The following is a 16318-nucleotide window of genomic DNA, read 5'->3' as shown; positions in this document are numbered from 1 at the left end:
GTGCTTCCCGCCCCCTACTGTCCTGAAGCCGTGCCGGGCGGAATCTTGAACGGATCCGCGGCCTGTCCGGACAGGTTGGCCATCTCGCCGGTCAAGAAGTCCGGCGGGTTGAGGATCTCGTTCATGTGGGCCATGTTCGGGTCGAAATAGGCCGTCGTGAAGAAGGTTTCACCGAGGCGGCGCAGGGTGAGGTCGAAGGTGGTGAACACGTTGAGGTAGTCGCCACGCACGGCCTGCTTGATGCCGAAGTTGGGGAACGGGAACGTCAGCAACAACTGGAGCGAGGTGACGAAGTTCTTGCGGTTGTCGTTCAGCGCCTTGACCGCCGAGTAGAGGTCCTTCATGTCGGCGGCGAAGTCCACCTTGGTCTTTGCCAGGATGTTCGAGGTGACATTCGCCAGTTTGTGCAGCGCGCCGAAGGCCTCCACGATGTGGTCGCGGTTCTTGTTCAGCACGCGAATCGCCTCGGGCAGCGTGTCGAGCGCCCGGCCGAGGTTGTCCTTGTCGTGCGCCAGGCTCGCCGAGAATCGGTTCAATCCGTCGACGGCATCGATGATGTCGTTGACCTGACGGTTGAGTCCCGAGGTCAGTTCCGCGAGCCGGGGAACCAGGTCGACGAACTGGTCCTGCCGGCCGGCGACCGCGCGATAGGTCTCATCGGTGATCTCTTCCAGGGCACCGACATTGCCCTTGTTCACCACCACGCCGAGCGCCGAGAGCACCTCCTCGGTGGTGGGATAGCGACCGGTGTTGGCCTCCGCGATCTTCGACCCGTCCTTCAGCTTGCCCACGGCCGGCTTGTCCTTCGGGCGCGCCAGGTCGATGTGCATGGAACCGAGCAGCGACGTCTGGGCGACCGTCGCGGTCGAGTTGGCGGGCAGCACGACATTCTTGTCGAGCGCCAGTTTCACTGCCGCATAGAACGATCCGTCGGCGCGCTGTTCGGCCGAAATGCCGGCGACGCTGCCGACCGTGACATCGTCCACCATGACCGGAGAGTTCTGCGGCAGGGTCGCGACATCGGGCAGTTCGACGGTGATCGAATAGGCGCCGCTACCGTGGCCGGCGGTGCCGGGCATCGCCAGCGAGTTCAGCCCGCTGAATTGGCAGCCGGCCAGCAACATGGCGCCCGACGCCAATACGCCGACGCGCAACGACATTCGGTTCATCCGCCACCGCCCAGGTCGGCCGCGGGCCCGTTGGGCGCCTGGCCCGGCGCCGGCCCCGGCAGCGGGCCGAAGGCGCTTCCGGGCGCTGGCCCCGGCGCCGGAGCGGCGCCCGGCGCCGATTGGCCCGGCGCGGGGCCGGCCTGCGGGGCCGTCGGTACCAGCAGGGCCTGCAGATCCGCCGGGTTCTGCGCGGCCGGCTGCGTCTGGGCGCCCTTCGCCGGAACCCAGGTCAGCTGGGGTACCGGGGTGGCAGCCTTGGCCTGCGTTTCGGGGGTGTCGTAGATGATCTGGCCCTTGTACGCCGTGATCGTGTTCAGCGGGTGGAACATCAGCGGCGGGTAGTTCGCGGTGAGCCGGCGCAGCACCGGCCCCAGCCGCTCACGGCAGAGTTCAGCGCGCTTGAAGTAGTCGGGTGCCCGTGGCCCGGCGGCGGTCTCGAAGGATCCACCGCAGATGAACTGCACGGGGTTGGCGAACTCCGGTATCGACAACAGGCCGTTCAGTGTGCCCTGTGCGGGGTCATAGATGTTGTAGAAGTTGGCGATACCCGGGCCCGCCACGTGCAGCACCTGCTCGATGTTGTCGCTCTGGTCGCTCAACGTCTTCGCGAAATCGTTGAGGTTGTTGACCGTGTCGACGATCGTCGAGTTGTTCTCGTGCAGGAAACCCCGGATGTCGGACAGCGCCACGTTCAGGGTGCCCAGCGTGGTGTCGAGGTGGCGCGAGCTGTCGGCGAGCACCTGTGACACCGAGGCGACGTTCCCGGCGAACTGGACGATCTGTTCGTTGCTGGACGATAGCGCGTTGACGAGTACCTGCAGATTCTTCACGGTGCCGAAGATGTCGCCGCGCGAATCGCCCAGCCGCCCAGCGGCTTGCGAAAGCTCGCGCAAGGCGTTGTGGAACGACTCGCCCTTGCCGTCGAAGGTGTCCGCGGCCTGGTTGATCGCCGCGCCCAACGGACCCTGCATCGATCCGGCCGTGGGGCCCAGTTGCACGGCCAGTTGCGTCAGCGATTCCTTGACCTCGTCCCACTCCACCGGGACCGCGGTGCGGTCCGGGCCGATGCTCGCGCCGTCGGCCATCGCCGGTCCGCCGGTGTACGCGGGTGTCAGCTGAATGAAGCGGGCCGCCACCAGGTTCGGCGAGATGATGATCGCCTTGGCGTCCTTCGGGATCTTCACGTCCTTACTCACCGACATGGTGATCTTGACGTCGGACGGCCGCGGTTCGATCGTGTCGATGGTGCCGATGGGGACGCCGAGCACCCGCACTTGGTCACCGGGATACAGCCCGACCGCGGAGGCGAAGTAGCCGACGATCTTGCGGTTATTCGCTTGCGAGGTAAGCACATACACGCCACCCACCAGCACCGCGACGAGCGCGATGATGGTGGCGTAGCGCAGCCCCCTGCTGCCGAGGATCCGCTGCGTCACGGTGACTTCGGCCTGATGATCCAGCGTTCCTGAATCAACCCACGCAGGTAATCGGCGAGGCTGGCCGGCATCTTGCCCGGCTGGTAGAAGAAGTCGAACATGGTGGCAAGCAACGGCGCCGGGATCACGCCGTAGACGTTGACGTTGAACCCGGGTCCCGAACCAACCACCTCACCCAGCTCGGTGGCGTAGGTGGGCAGCCGCTTGAGGGCCTCGGCGATGTAGTCGCGGCGCTCGTTGAGGTTGGACAGCACGTCGTTGAGCTTGTTCAGCGCCGGACCGAATTCCTTGCGGTTATCGGCGACGAAGCCGGAGATCTGCGCCGAGAGGCCCCGGATTCCGGAGATCAGCTGCTCCAGGGCGCCCCGTCGTTCGTCGAGGGCGGCGAACAACTCGTTGCCGTCATCGACCAGTTTGTTGACCTGGTCGGCGCGCTGCGACAACACGCCGGTGACCGATTTCGCGTGCGCCAGCAGGCTTTGCAGCGCCTCGTCGCGGCGGTCCAGGGTGCGCGACAGCGAGGTCACGCCGTCCAGCGCGCCGCGCAGCTGCGGGTTGGCGTCGTGCAGCGTGTCGGTCAGCACGTTCAACGCCTTCTCGAACTGCGGCTTGTCCAGGTTGTTGGCGTTCTGCCCCAGGTCCTCGAGCGCGCCGGCGAGCGTGTACGGGGTCGTCGTGCGGCTGAGCGGGATGGTGGTCGCCTTGCCGCCACCGGCCGGGGTCACCGAGATGGAACGCTCACCGAGGATGGTGTCGGTCCGGATCGCGGCCAGCGACTGGTCACCGACGGCGACGTGGCGGTCGACGCTGAAGCTGATCTTGGCGCTGTCGCCGGCCAGGCCCACCGAGGTGACCTTGCCGACCTTGAAGCCCGAAACGTACACGGCGTTGCCGGGATTGATGCCGCCGGCGTCGCTGAAGTAGGCGTCGTAGATTTTGCCCTGCGGCCAGAACGGTAATCCGGCGTAGCCGAACGCAATGAGCACGACACACACCACCAGCACCACGCCGAAGATGCCGGTGCGCAGTGGATCGCGCTCGCCCTGCCTTGCGTTACTTGGCAAAAGAGCACCTCCCCTTGCTGGGATCCACCTGGCCACCGAGCGGCAGCAGGATGTCGCTACCGGCCGGGCCGTTGATCTTGATCGTCACGGAGCAGAAGTAGATGTTGAAGAACGATCCGTAGGCACCCAATGCGGCCAGCCGCAGATAGTCCTCGCCGAGCTGCTCGACGTCGTTGTTCACCTCGGCCTTGCGGTTGTCCAGTTCGGTGGCCAGTGGGCGGGTGTTCTCCAGGATGCCCTGCAGCGGACGGCGCGAATTCTTCAGCAGCTCCGTCAGATCCGTCGTGGTCGACGCCAGCGGCGGGATGGCACCGGCGATGTCGTCCTTATGCTGGGCGAGCCCGGTGATCAGTTGCTGAAGCTGGTCGACGCTGGCCGAGAACTGTGCGCTGCGTTGGTCCACGGTGGTCAGCACCGTGTTGAGGTTGTTGATCACGTCGCCGATGAGCTGGTCGCGCTGACCCAGCGCCGAGGAGAACGCGCTGGTGTCGGCCAGCACGTTCGACAACGCCCCGCCCTGGCCTTGCAGCAACTGAATGACGGCGCCGCTGATGGTGTTGACCTTGTCGGCGTCAAGACCCTTGAGCACCGGTCGCAGTCCGCCCAGCAGCGCGTCGAGATCCAGTGCGGGCTGGGTGTGTTGGCTGTTGATCGTCCCGCCGGCAGGCAACTTCCGCAGTTCCCCGGGGCCCGACGTGATCTCCAGGAATCGGTCGCCGACCAGGTTTTCGTAGCGGATCACCGCGCGCGTGGACGAATACAGCGTGTAGCGCTTGTCGACTCCGAACTTCACGTCGATGGTGTTGTCCGGGTTGAGCTTGATGCCCGACACCGCGCCGACCGGGACCCCGGCGATGCGCACCTTCTGGCCGGATTTCAGCCGTGACACGTTGGTAAACGTTGCGTGGTAGGTACTTTCGGGTCCGAAGCGGAAATCACCGAAGACCACCACCAGCCCCGCGGACACCAGCAGCATGGCCACCGCGAAGATGCTGACCTTGATGATCATCTCGCGGTGCGACGGCATTCCCGAGGCGGCCATCAGAAGTCGTCCCGTTCCGCGAAGGCACCGTGGAACAAGAACTGCAGCGTGGACGGCGCGTCGAACTGCAGCTCGGTGAAGGGCTCGTAGGGGATGTTCGCGTTGTCGGTCACCAGGAACGGGGAACGGAAGAACGATCCGCCCGTCTGCTTGGTCGGGATGTCCGGCAGCCCACGGCAGTTCGGGCCGCCGGAGGCGTTGACGATCGGCAGCGATTCCGGATATACGTACGCCGGCGCGCCCAGCACGAAGCTCGACGACGTGAACAGGCCGGCCTTGCGGACACCGAGCAGCGGGGCGAATTCTTTGATACCGCGCTCGATCCCGGCGAACAGGCAGCCGAATTCCGGTGAGTAGTCGGCGGCCACCTTCAGCGGGGCCCGCAGCCGGTTGATGGTGTCGATGAAGTCCTGTTCGGCCGGAGCCAGGGTTTCATAGGCGTTGTTCGACAGCCCGATGGTGGCCAACAGCGTGCTGTCGAGATTCTTCTGCTGGTCCACGACCGTCTTGTCGATCGTCGGCAGGTTGTCGACCACGGTCGTCAGGTCCGGCGCGGCGTCGGCGTACACGTTGGCCACGACCCCGGCCTTGCGGAAGTCCTCCTGCAGCGCGGGCAGCTTCGGATTCGCCTGGCGCGTCAGCGTATTCAAGCCCGACAGGATGCCACCCAGGTCGTCGCCGTGGCCGCGCAGGCCTTCCGCGAACGCGCTCAGCGTGCCGTTGAGTTCGACCGGATCGACCTTGTGCAGCAGGTCCATCAACGACTGGAACAAGGTGTTGACTTCCAGCTGCACCGAGGATGCCGCCACGTGCGCGTCCGGACGCAGGGACGTCGGCGAAGGCGCCTGCGGCGGAATGAATTCCACCGCCTTGGCACCGAAGATGGTGTTACCCGCGAGGCGCACTGTCGCATTGGATGGGATGAAATGCATGTCGTCGCTGTTGATGCCCAGCGTCAGCCGCGCCTGGTCACCGGAATAGTCGATCGTTTCGACCTTGCCGATCTGGATACCGCGGTATTTGACCTTGGCGCCCTTCTCCATCACCAGGCCGGCCCGCGGCGCCGACACCGTGACGGTGTCGATCGATGCGAAGGCCGCTGTGTAGGAAAGATAGGTCAGCACAACGAAAGCCACCAAGAGACCGGCCAGCACCGCTGCTGCCAGCCGGACGGTTGAGCGTCGCGCGTCTGTGTCTGCCATGTCCCTTGTGAGCGGTCCTCTTATCCGGAGAGGTTGAAGTTACCGGACGCCCCATACACAGCGAGCGAGATGAACAACGTGATGACGACCACCACGATCAGCGAAGTCCGCACGGCCTGGCCGACCGCGATCCCGACTCCCACCGGGCCGCCGTGGGCGTTGTAGCCGTAATAGGTGTGGACGAGCATGACCGCGATGGACATCACGATGGCCTGCAAAAACGACCACAACAGGTCGGACGGGATCAGGAACGTATTGAAGTAGTGGTCGTAGAGGCCTTTTGACTGCCCGTTGATGTACACCGTGGTGAAGCGGGCGGCGAAGAACGCGGCCAGCACCGACAGCGAGTACAGCGGGATGATCGCGATGAGGCCCGCAATCAGGCGGGTCGACACCAGATAGGACACCGAGTGCACCGCCATGCATTCGACGGCATCGATCTCCTCGGACACCCGCATGGCACCCAGTTGGGCGGTGGCGCCGGCACCGATGGTGGCGGCCAGCGCGATACCGGCGATCACCGGCGCGACCACCCGCACGTTGAGGAACGCCGACAGGAATCCGGTCAGCGCCTCGATGCCGATGTTGCCCAGCGACGAATACCCCTGCACGGCAATGACACCGCCGGAGGCCAGGGTCAAGAAGGCGGCCACACCGACCGTGCCGCCGATCATGACCAGAGCTCCCGCGCCCATCGTCATCTCGGCGATCAGTCGGACGGTCTCCTTGCGGTAGCGGGTGAGCGCATTGGGGACATATCGCATCGTCTGGCCGTAGAACAACGCCTGCTCGCCGAAGTCATCGACCGGGTCCTGGAGCCGGGAGGCGATATTGCGCAGCCGGTACGTGATGTCGTAACTCATTGCGTGCTTACCCGTCCCATCACTTCGCCGAGATTCGCACGCCGATGGCGGTCATCACCACATTGATCACGAACAGACAGATGAAGGCGTAGACCACGGTTTCGTTGACCGCGTTACCGACGCCTTTGGGCCCGCCCTTGACGGTCAGGCCCCGGTAGCAGCCCACCATGCCGGCCATCACGCCGAACAGCAGCGCCTTGACTTCGGCGAGCACCAGCTCGCGCAGCCCGGTAAGCACGGTCAATCCGTTGATGAACGCGCCGGGATTGACGCCCTGCAGAAAGACGGAGAACACATAGCCACCGGAAAGGCCGATGGCGCACACCAATCCGTTGAGCAGCAGCGCCACCACCGTGGAGGCCAGCACGCGCGGCACGACCAGTCGCTGGATCGGGTCGATGCCGAGCACCCGCATCGCGTCGATCTCCTCGCGGATGGTGCGGGCGCCGAGGTCGGCACAGATCGCGGTGGCGCCGGCACCGGCCACGACGAGCACCGTCACCACCGGACCCAGCTGGGTGATGGTTCCGAACGCCGTCCCAGCGCCGGACAGGTCGGCGGCGCCGATCTCGCGGAGCAGGATGTTGAGGGTGAAGGCCACCAGGACGGTGAACGGGATGGATACCAGCAGCGTGGGGACCAGCGACACCCGCGCGATCATCCAGGTCTGGTCGAGGAACTCACCGAACTGAAACGGCCGGCGGAAAGCCGCTCGGCCGGTATCCAACATCATTTCGAAAAATCCGCCGACGGCGCGGGCGGGAACCGCAAGTTGTTCCCTCAACGCGGTTCCCCCCTCGGTTTGGTCTCGGCGAAGTCTATGTCTGGCCTTTGCGTCGGCTACTGTCCCACGGGGCTCGGTGTGAGCCGGATCATATTAACCCAGAACAAGTTCACCATGTCAATGAACAGCATTTCCGTATCTGAACTGTTAATTTGCCAGGTCAGAAGCACTTGGCACGTGTCAAACTGACACACGTTCTACCTGGCGATTTGGCGCTTTCGACCAGGTTTCCGGCGTTATTGCTCCATCAGCGCGCCAGCGGAAAAATTGTGCTCAGGATCACGGCCAGCAAAGTAATCCTGCAGCGTCGAGCTCAGCTGCGCAGGGTCCCAGGCGCCACCATCGGCGACGAATTTGCGCTCCGCGGTAGGTGCGGCCACCAATGTCACCTGTGGACCGTAGACGATGAACACCTGACCGTTCACCTCGGCGGCCGCCGGGGACGACAGGAACGTCACCAGATTCACCACGTGCTCGGGTGACAACGGGTCGACACCGCCGGCTTCCACCTCCGGTGCGTCGCCGAACACGTCGGCCGTCATCGCGGTGCGCGCGCGGGGGCAGATGGCGTTGGCGCATACCCCGTAGCGGCCCAGCGCCCGTGCGGCCGTCAGGGTCAGCGAAATGATGCCCGCCTTGGCGGCACCGTAGTTCGCCTGCCCGACCGGCCCGACCAGCCCGGCCTCCGAAGCGGTGTTGACGATGCGCCCGAAGATCCGGCCGCCGGAGTCCTTGGCCTTGGAACGCCAGTAGGTCGCCGCGTTGCGGGTCAGCAGGAAGTGACCGCGCAGGTGCACCGCGATGACGAGATCCCACTCCTCGTCGGACATGTTGAACAGCATCCGGTCGCGGGTGATCCCGGCGTTGTTGATCACGATGTCGAGGCCACCCAACGAGTCGGCCTGAGCAACCAACTCGTCGGCGGTGGCGCGTTCGCTGATATCGCCGGCCACGGCGACGGCCTTCGAACCGGCCGAGTTGATCTCGTCGATGACGTCGGAGGCATCCAGCGCCGCGGCGATGTCGTTGACGACGACGGTTGCGCCCTGGCGCGCCAGGCCGAGCGCCTCGGCGCGTCCCAGGCCCGCGGCCGCACCGGTCACCACCGCGACCTTTCCGGACAGATCGGTAGCGTTCGTGCTGGCGCCCGGCGACGATGCAGACCGTGCAGCGGTCTGAGAAGAAGCCGGGTCATAAGGCCTAGTCAATTTATGAATACCTCTAGTTTCTCGGTTCCGCGCTCTGGGCTCGGATTAGTCGGCGCGCTGAAGTGCCGCGCGCGGGCATTCGGCGATCGCCTGCTCGGCCAGTTGCTCCTGATCGGCGGGAATCGGGTCGAGCTTCACCACTGCGTAATCCTCGTCGTCCAGGTCGAAGATATCTGGGGCAATTCCCAGGCACACTGCGTTACCTTCGCACCGGTCACGGTCCACGATCACCCGCACAGCACCCTCCTTGAACCTGGCCATCACCGCAGGACTCGCCTCATCAGCATGTAGGTCCACCATAGGACCCCGACACCGCTGGGGAAACGGTCGCTGGATTCCCAGACTAGAACGTGTTACAACCGGGGAGGCGAACGGGTAGCCGTTGGTCGAGCTGCAGCCTGTGATGAGGCTTGCTACTCCGAACGTCGTTAACTTCGAGGACGGCCGAAATGCGTATCAGTTACACCCCGGAGCAAGAGGACCTGCGTCGCGAGCTGCGGTCGTACTTCACCGAGCTGATGACCCCCGAGCGCCGGGAGGCGCTGACCTCTTCAGGGGGCGGCGAGGTCGGCACCGGCACCGCGTACCGCGACACCGTCGCGCAGATGGGCAAGGACGGGTGGCTCACCCTGAACTGGCCCAAGGAATACGGCGGCCAGGACCGCTCCCCGATGGACTCGCTGATCTTCACCGACGAGGCCGCCATCGCCGGTGTGCCGGTGCCGTTCCTGACCATCAACAGCGTGGCGCCGACCATCATGGCGTTCGGCACCGAGGAACAGAAGAAGTTCTTCCTGCCCAAGATCGCCGCCGGCGAATTGCACTTCTCCATCGGCTACTCCGAGCCCGGCGCCGGCACCGACCTGGCGAACTTGCGCACCACCGCGGTACGCGACGGTGACGACTACGTCATCAACGGCCAGAAGATGTGGACCAGCCTGATCGCCTACGCGGACTGGGTGTGGCTGGCGGTGCGCACCAACCCCGAGGCCAAGAAGCACCGCGGCATTTCGATGCTGACCGTGCCGACCACCGCCGAGGGCTTCTCCTGGACGCCGGTGCACACCATGGCCGGCGTGGACACCAGCGCCACCTATTACTCCGATGTGCGCGTCCCGGTCACCAACCTGGTCGGCGAGGAGAACGGCGGCTGGAAACTGGTGACCAACCAGCTCAACCACGAGCGGGTCGCGCTCGTCTCGCCGCAACCGATCTTCCTGGCCCTGCGTGAGGTCCGCGAATGGGCGCAGAACACCAAGGACGCCGGCGGCGCCCGGCTGATCGATTCCGAGTGGGTGCAGCTCAACCTGGCCCGCGTGCACGCCAAGGCCGAGGTGCTCAAGCTGATCAACTGGGAGCTGGCCTCGGCGTCCAGTGAAGCGCTGAACCCGGCCGACGCGTCGGCGGCCAAGGTGTACGGCACCGAGCTGGCCACCGAGGCCTACCGGCTGCTGATGGAGGTGCTCGGCACCGCCGCGACGGTGCGCCAGAATTCGCCGGGTGCGTTGCTGCGCGGACGGGTCGAGCGGATGCACCGGGCCTGCCTGATCCTCACCTTCGGCGGCGGCACCAACGAGGTGCAGCGCGACATCATCGGCATGGTCGCCCTCGGTCTGCCCCGAAACCGCTGAGCCGCTACGTAATAGAAGGACGGACGTTCATGGATTTCACCACCACCGAAGCGGCCAACGACCTGGGCAACCTGGTCGACACCATCGTGGACTCGGTTTGCACACCCGAACACCAGCGTGAGCTCGACGGGCTCGATCAACGGTTCGACCGCGACCTGTGGCGCAAGCTGATCGACGCGGGCATCCTGTCCAGCGCGTCGGCCTCGTCGCTGGGCGGCGACGGCTTCGGGGCGCTCGAGCAGATCGCGATCCTGGTCGCGCTGGGACGCCAGCTGGCCGCGGTGCCCTACCTGGAGTCGGTGGTGCTCGGCGCCGGAGCGCTGGCCCGGTTCGGCTCCGAAGAGCTGCAACAGAGCTGGGGGGTGCCCGCGGTCAACGGCGAGAAGACGCTGGCCGTCGCCCTCGACGGCGAGATGGGCGAGGGTCCCGTGCAGGCGGCCGGTTCCGGCGCCGGCTATCGGCTGACCGGAACCCGCACCCAGGTCGGCTTCGGCCCGGTCGCCGACGCGTTCCTGGTTCCCGCCGAAACGGATTCCGGCACCGCGGTTTTCCTGGTCGCCGCCGACGATCCCGGCGTCACGGTGACCGCGCTGGAAACCACGGGCCTGGGCAGCGTCGGGCACCTCGCGCTGGAAGGGACCCAGGTGGACGAGAGCCGCAAGGTCGGCGGCGCCGAGGTCGTGACGTGGCTTGGCACGCTGGGCACGTTGGGCCGCAGCGCTTTCCAGCTCGGAGTGCTCGAGCGCGGCCTGCAGATGACGGCCGAGTACGCGCGCGAGCGCGAACAGTTCGACCGCCCGATCGGCAGCTTCCAGGCGGTGTCGCAGCGACTGGCCGACGGCTACATCGACGTCAAAGGTCTGCGGCTCACGCTGACGCAGGCGGCCTGGCGGGTCTCGGAGGACATCCCGGCCGAGGTCGACGTCGCGAGTGCGGCGTTCTGGGCGGCGGACGCCGGACACCGGGTGGCGCACACCATCGTGCACGTGCACGGCGGCGTCGGCGTCGACACCGATCACCCCGCGCACCGCTACTTCTTGGCCGCCAAGGAGATCGAGTTCGCCCTCGGCGGCGCCACCGGCCAGCTGCGCCGGATCGGCCGGGAGCTGGCCGAGACGCCCGCTTAGGCGCAATGGAACTCACCGACGACCTGACCGTCACCAAGCTGCTGGCGCCGCTGACCGAGATCGACGATCGCGGCATCCACTTCGAGGACGCGTTCACCAGCTGGCGCGATCACCTGCAGCACGGTGCCGCGATCGCCGCGACGTTGCGCGCGCGGCTCGACCCCAGCCGGCCGCCGCATGTCGGCGTGCTGCTAGAGAACACCCCCTTCTTCTCGGCGATGCTGGTGGCGGCGGGAATGTCGGGGATCGTGCCGGTCGGGCTCAACCCGGTGCGCCGCGGCGATGCGCTGCGCCGCGACATCGCCCGCGCCGACTGCCAATTGGTGCTGGCCGACTCGAAATCGTCTGAGACGCTGGGCGACATCGAGCACCTGAACGCCGACTCGCCCGAGTGGGCCGACGAGGTCGCGGCGCACCGCGACGCGCCGATCTCTTTTCAGGCGGCCTCGCCGGCGGATCTTTTCATGTTGATCTTCACGTCGGGCACCAGTGGCGAGCCGAAGGCGGTCAAGTGCAGCCACGGCAAGGTCGCGATCGCGGGTGTGACGATGACGCAGCGTTTCGGCCTCGGGCGCGACGACGTCTGCTACGTGTCGATGCCGCTGTTTCATTCCAACGCGGTGCTGGTAGGTTGGGCCGTCGCGGCGGCCTGCCAGGGCTCAATGGCGTTGCGGCGCAAGTTTTCCGCCTCGAACTTCATCGTCGATGTCCGTCGCTACGGTGCCACCTATGCGAACTACGTGGGCAAGCCCCTGTCGTATGTGCTCGCCACGCCGGAGCAGCCCGACGATGCCGACAACCCGCTGCGCGCGGTCTACGGCAATGAGGGCGTGCCCGAAGACATCGAGCGCTTCGGGCGCAGGTTCGGGTGTGTGGTGCAGGACGGGTTCGGCTCCACCGAAGGCGGCGTGGCCATCGCGCGCACGCCCGATACGCCGGCCGGTTCACTGGGCCCGCTTCCCGACGGCATCGACATCGTCGATCCCGACACCGGCTCGTCTTGCCCGCCGGGTGTGGTCGGCGAACTGGTCAACACCGCGGGACCGGGCCGTTTCGAGGGCTACTACAACGACGTCACGGCCGAGGCCGAGCGGATGGCCGGCGGCGTGTACCACAGCGGTGACCTGGCCTACCGCGACGACGCCGGCTACGCGTACTTCGCTGGGCGGCTGGGTGATTGGCTGCGCGTCGACGGTGAGAACCTCGGCGCGGCCCCGATTGAACGGGTGTTGCTGCGCCACCCCGACGTCACCGAGGCCGCGGTGTACCCGGTGCCGGACCCGGTAGTCGGCGACCAGGTGATGGCCGCGTTGGTGCTGGCGCCAGGCGCCGAGTTCGAGGACGAGAAATTCCGTGCCTTCCTGGATGAGCAAACGGATCTAGGGCCCAAGCAGTGGCCGTCGTACGTGCGGATCTGCGCCGAACTCCCGCGGACGGCGACCTTCAAAGTGCTCAAGCGGCAGCTGGCCGCTCAGGGTGTCGAGTGCGGCGACCCGGTGTGCAAGATCCGCCGTTGACTTGCCACGCGAGCAGTAAACTCAGCGCTTGATGAAAACCCGCGAAGTCGTCGCCGGCTCGGCCGTGGCAACCAGGGCATGACCGCACGGCCTCTCGAACTCGCGCTGGAAGCGAGCTTCGAACAGCTTTCCGCCGCGGTGCCGGCGAACGTCGGCGTCGCGATCGCCCGCCCGGACCGAACGTTCTCGCTGGGCAGCTGGTGGTCGGGCGTGGCGTGGTCGACGATCAAGGTGCCCCTGGCGATAGCGGCGCTGCGCAATGATTGGCTGGGTGCCCGCGATTTGGCCGTGAAAGCCATCACCGAATCCGACAATCGCGCCTCCGAGCAGTTGTGGTCGCAATTGGGCGAGCCGATGGACGCCGCGCGACGGGTTCAGGTCGTGGTGGCCGAAGGCGGCGACACCGCGACGGTGGTCGAATCACGACGGCTCCGCCGCGGGTTCACCGCATTCGGCCAAACCGAGTGGAGCCTGCAACGGCAAGCGCGGTTCGCCGCGGAGCTGTCGACCATCCCGGACGCCGTGGAAGTGATCGATCTGATGCAACGCCTGGTGCCCGGCGATCAGTGGGGGCTGGCCGCGAAAGGCCTTGCCGCGAAGGGCGGTTGGGGGCCGGGCGTACACGGCGGGTACCTGGTCCGCCAGTTCGGCATCGTTCCCACCCCTTCCGGCCAGTGGGGTGTAGCACTCGCCGCTGACGCGGACGACGGCGCTTTCGAGACGGGCGTCGACGTGGTCGATACGCTGACCGACTGGCTGCTGAGCCGGCTGCCGACGCTAGCCCGTTATTGACGGCACCACGGCGTCGATCAGGTGCGGCCCAGGTTCGGCGAAGGCGGCGCGCAGTGAATCGGCCAGTTCCTCGGCGGTGGTGACGCGCCGGGCGGGCACCCCCATGCCCTCGCTGATCTTCACGAAATCCATTGTGGGGTTCGACAAATCGAGTAGCGCGAGCGCTTCGGGCCCGGGGGTCGACCCGGCACCGACGCGTTGCAGCTCGATCCGGAGGATGTCGTAGGCGCTGTTGTTGTACAGCACGGTGGTCACGTTGAGATTCTCGCGGGCCTGGGTCCACAATCCCGAGATCGTGTACATCGCCGAGCCATCGGACTCCAAACACAGCACCGGACGATGCGGGGCGGCCACCGCGGCGCCGACCGCAGCCGGGATGCCGTAGCCGATCGCTCCGCCGGTCAGCGTCAGCCAGTCGTGCGCCGGCGCGCCCGCGGTCGCGCCCGCGAGCAACACGCCCGAGGTGTTCGACTCGTCGACCACGATCGCGGCTTCGGGCAGCAGCGCCCCGATCACGTCGGCGGCCGACGCGGAGGTCAGCGCGCCCGTCGGCAGCTGGGGACGCGACGCGGGCGCCACCGGAGCCTCGGTGCCGGGCGCGACCTGATCGGCCAGGGCGATCAAAGCGTCTGCGGCGCCGCTGTATTCGGCGAGCACGTGGACCTCGCAGCCGGCCGGAACCAGATCGCTGGGCATGTTGGGGTAGGCGAAGAACGACACCGGCGACTTGGCGCCGGCCAGCACCAGATGCTTGGCACCGTTGAGTTGGGCGGTGGCGGCCTCGGCGAAATACGCGAGCCGGTCTACGGCGGGGACGCCGGCGCCGCGCTCCAGCCGGGCCGGAAAGGTTTCGCACAGCACGCGGGCACCGGTCGCCGCCGCTATGCGGGTGGCCGCCGCCAGCCCGGCCTTGCGGGTGGCATCGCCGCCCACCATGATCACCGTCGGCTCCCCGGAGCGAAGCACCTCGAGCACCTCGGGCGCCAGCAGCGGATCGGCGCCCGTCGGTTGGGCCTCCAGGTTGGAGAACAACTGGGCCCCCTCCGACCACGACACGTCGGCGGGCAGGATCAACGTCGAGATCTGCGAACCCCACCGGCTGGCCGCGATGCCCTCGACGGCATCGGCCGAGACCTGGGAGGCGTCACCGGTCCGCCGTACCCAGCCCGAGACGGTGCCGGCGAGCGCGTCGATGTCGGATTCCAGTGGGGCGTCGTACTTTTTGTGATACGTCGCGTGGTCGCCGACGACCACCACCATCGGCACCCGCGCGCGACGCGCGTTGTGCAGGTTGGCCAGGCCGTTGCCCAGCCCTGGGCCCAGGTGCAGCAGCACCGCGGCCGGGCGATCGGCGATGCGGGCGTAGCCGTCGGCCGCGCCGGTGGCGACCCCCTCGAACAACGCCAGCACGCCGCGCATCCGCGGCACGGCGTCCAGGGCGGCGACGAAGTGCATCTCCGACGTGCCCGGGTTGGCGAAACACACGTCGACACCGCCGTCGACCAGGGTGTTGATCAGGGCCAGGGCACCGTTCACTTCATTGCCTCCAGTCGGAAAACTCGTTCGGCGTTGCCGCGCAGGAAATCTCGGCGAGCCTCGTCGGACAGCCCGAGCTGGTCCAGTCCCGCCAACGCGTGCTCGTGGGTGATCATCGGATAATTGGTGCCGAACAACACTTTTCGTTGCCCGGTACCGGTCTTCATGAATCGAACCAGTTCGTCCGGCAACCGCTTGATCGTGTACGCCGAGGTGTCGATGTAGACGTTCTCGTGCTTGCGGGCCACCGCGACCATCTCCTCGGTCCAGGGATAGCCGACGTGGCCGCAGACGATCACCAGCTCCGGGAAATCGAGTGCCACCTGGTCGATGTAGGGAATCGGCCGGCCGGTCTCCGACGGGCGCAACGGGCCGGTATGGCCGACCTGCGTGCAGAACGGCACGCCGGACTCTACGCACTCGGCGAACAGCGGATAGTAGCGACGGTCGGTGGGCGGGGCGTTCCACAACCACGGCACCACCCGCAGCCCGACGAACCCGCCGTCGGCTACCCGGCGCCGCAGCTCGCGGACGGCTTCCATCGGGCGGTCCAGGTCGACGGCGGCCAGGCCGGCGAGCCGCTGCGGGTGCGCGGCAACCCATTGCGCCACCTCGTCGTTGGAGACCAGGTCCTCTCCACCCGGGCCGCGCCAGGCGCTGAGCACACCCAGTTCGACGCCGGCGGCGTCCATCGATGCCAGGGTCGCCTCGATCGGAATATCGGTGTCGGGGATTGTCCCGCCCGTCCACCGCCGCAGGGATGCGAGCATGTCGCTGCGCAGAAACCGCGCGGTCGGATGCTGCATCCAGACATCGATCGTCATGCGATTGGACTTTAGCCCGCCGACGATGCGCGCCGCGGAGCGGCGGGAGGTGGGGGTACCCCCAGCCGCTCAGCGGCGAGGGGGCGAGGCGGGCAATCAGCTCTAGACCGGTCCCGGCCGACC

At 66.8% G+C, this 16318-nt stretch carries 14 protein-coding genes and 1 pseudogene; 4 read left to right on the top strand and 11 right to left on the bottom strand.

What is annotated here, in order from left to right:
- Positions 1–14 precede the first annotated feature (14 nt).
- The 9 genes and pseudogenes from AC5Y4T_RS18525 to AC5Y4T_RS18485 form a co-directional block, all read right to left on the bottom strand.
- Positions 15–1169 (bottom strand): MCE family protein, encoded by a 1155-nt coding sequence (locus AC5Y4T_RS18525; protein WP_499954730.1) that lies wholly within the window; start codon positions 1167–1169, stop codon positions 15–17.
- Positions 1166–2605 carry a virulence factor Mce family protein gene (locus AC5Y4T_RS18520; RefSeq protein WP_499954728.1) on the bottom strand — a complete coding sequence of 480 codons (1440 nt, stop codon included), beginning with the start codon at positions 2603–2605 and terminating at the stop codon, positions 1166–1168. Before AC5Y4T_RS18520 ends, AC5Y4T_RS18525 begins: the two co-directional genes overlap by 4 nt.
- Positions 2602–3669: a virulence factor Mce family protein gene (locus tag AC5Y4T_RS18515; RefSeq protein ID WP_499916849.1), complete on the bottom strand. Its 1068-nt coding sequence runs from the start codon at positions 3667–3669 to the stop codon at positions 2602–2604. The genes AC5Y4T_RS18520 and AC5Y4T_RS18515 overlap by 4 nt, the downstream gene beginning before the upstream one ends.
- Positions 3659–4711 carry a virulence factor Mce family protein gene (locus AC5Y4T_RS18510; protein WP_499916851.1) on the bottom strand — a complete coding sequence of 351 codons (1053 nt, stop codon included), beginning with the start codon at positions 4709–4711 and terminating at the stop codon, positions 3659–3661. The genes AC5Y4T_RS18515 and AC5Y4T_RS18510 overlap by 11 nt, the downstream gene beginning before the upstream one ends.
- Positions 4711–5913, bottom strand: a complete 1203-nt coding sequence (locus AC5Y4T_RS18505) for an MCE family protein (protein WP_499916853.1) — start codon at positions 5911–5913, stop codon at positions 4711–4713. Before AC5Y4T_RS18505 ends, AC5Y4T_RS18510 begins: the two co-directional genes overlap by 1 nt.
- 20 nt (positions 5914–5933) lie before the next feature.
- On the bottom strand, positions 5934–6776 hold the full coding sequence (locus AC5Y4T_RS18500; RefSeq protein ID WP_067355945.1) for an MlaE family ABC transporter permease: 843 nt from the start codon (positions 6774–6776) through the stop codon (positions 5934–5936).
- Positions 6777–6795: 19 nt separating this feature from the next.
- Positions 6796–7560 carry an MlaE family ABC transporter permease gene (locus AC5Y4T_RS18495; protein ID WP_007772499.1) on the bottom strand — a complete coding sequence of 255 codons (765 nt, stop codon included), beginning with the start codon at positions 7558–7560 and terminating at the stop codon, positions 6796–6798.
- Between the two features lie 236 nt (positions 7561–7796).
- Positions 7797–8702 (bottom strand): annotated as a pseudogene (locus tag AC5Y4T_RS18490) (3-oxoacyl-ACP reductase); the annotation flags it as partial.
- A 111-nt stretch (positions 8703–8813) separates the two neighbouring features.
- Positions 8814–9005: a ferredoxin gene (locus tag AC5Y4T_RS18485; protein WP_499916856.1), complete on the bottom strand. Its 192-nt coding sequence runs from the start codon at positions 9003–9005 to the stop codon at positions 8814–8816.
- A gap of 212 nt (positions 9006–9217) precedes the next feature.
- Between AC5Y4T_RS18485 and AC5Y4T_RS18480 the strand changes: the two genes are divergently transcribed.
- From AC5Y4T_RS18480 to AC5Y4T_RS18465, 4 genes are all read left to right on the top strand, one after another.
- Positions 9218–10399 carry an acyl-CoA dehydrogenase gene (locus AC5Y4T_RS18480; RefSeq protein ID WP_499916858.1) on the top strand — a complete coding sequence of 394 codons (1182 nt, stop codon included), beginning with the start codon at positions 9218–9220 and terminating at the stop codon, positions 10397–10399.
- A 29-nt stretch (positions 10400–10428) separates the two neighbouring features.
- Positions 10429–11526, top strand: a complete 1098-nt coding sequence (locus tag AC5Y4T_RS18475) for an acyl-CoA dehydrogenase family protein (RefSeq protein WP_499947494.1) — start codon at positions 10429–10431, stop codon at positions 11524–11526.
- 5 nt (positions 11527–11531) lie between these two features.
- A complete protein-coding gene (gene fadD17, locus AC5Y4T_RS18470; protein ID WP_499954725.1) occupies positions 11532–13043 on the top strand; it encodes a long-chain-fatty-acid--CoA ligase FadD17 in 1512 nt (503 codons plus the stop codon).
- 78 nt (positions 13044–13121) lie between these two features.
- On the top strand, positions 13122–13835 hold the full coding sequence (locus tag AC5Y4T_RS18465) for a hypothetical protein (RefSeq protein ID WP_499954723.1): 714 nt from the start codon (positions 13122–13124) through the stop codon (positions 13833–13835).
- Here AC5Y4T_RS18465 and AC5Y4T_RS18460 read toward each other — a convergent pair.
- On the bottom strand, positions 13821–15371 hold the full coding sequence (locus AC5Y4T_RS18460; protein ID WP_499954721.1) for an acetolactate synthase large subunit: 1551 nt from the start codon (positions 15369–15371) through the stop codon (positions 13821–13823). The two genes, AC5Y4T_RS18465 and AC5Y4T_RS18460, sit on opposite strands and share 15 nt — an antisense overlap.
- The gene (locus AC5Y4T_RS18455; RefSeq protein WP_499947490.1) at positions 15368–16195 is read right to left on the bottom strand and encodes an amidohydrolase family protein; all 828 of its coding nucleotides are present in this window, start codon (positions 16193–16195) and stop codon (positions 15368–15370) included. Before AC5Y4T_RS18455 ends, AC5Y4T_RS18460 begins: the two co-directional genes overlap by 4 nt.
- Between the last annotated feature and the right edge of the window lie 123 nt (positions 16196–16318).

Source organism: Mycobacterium sp. NGS11 (genome assembly GCF_059813315.1).
Note: the sequence above shows the minus strand (reverse complement) of the source record. Positions and strands in the feature narration are given on the sequence as shown.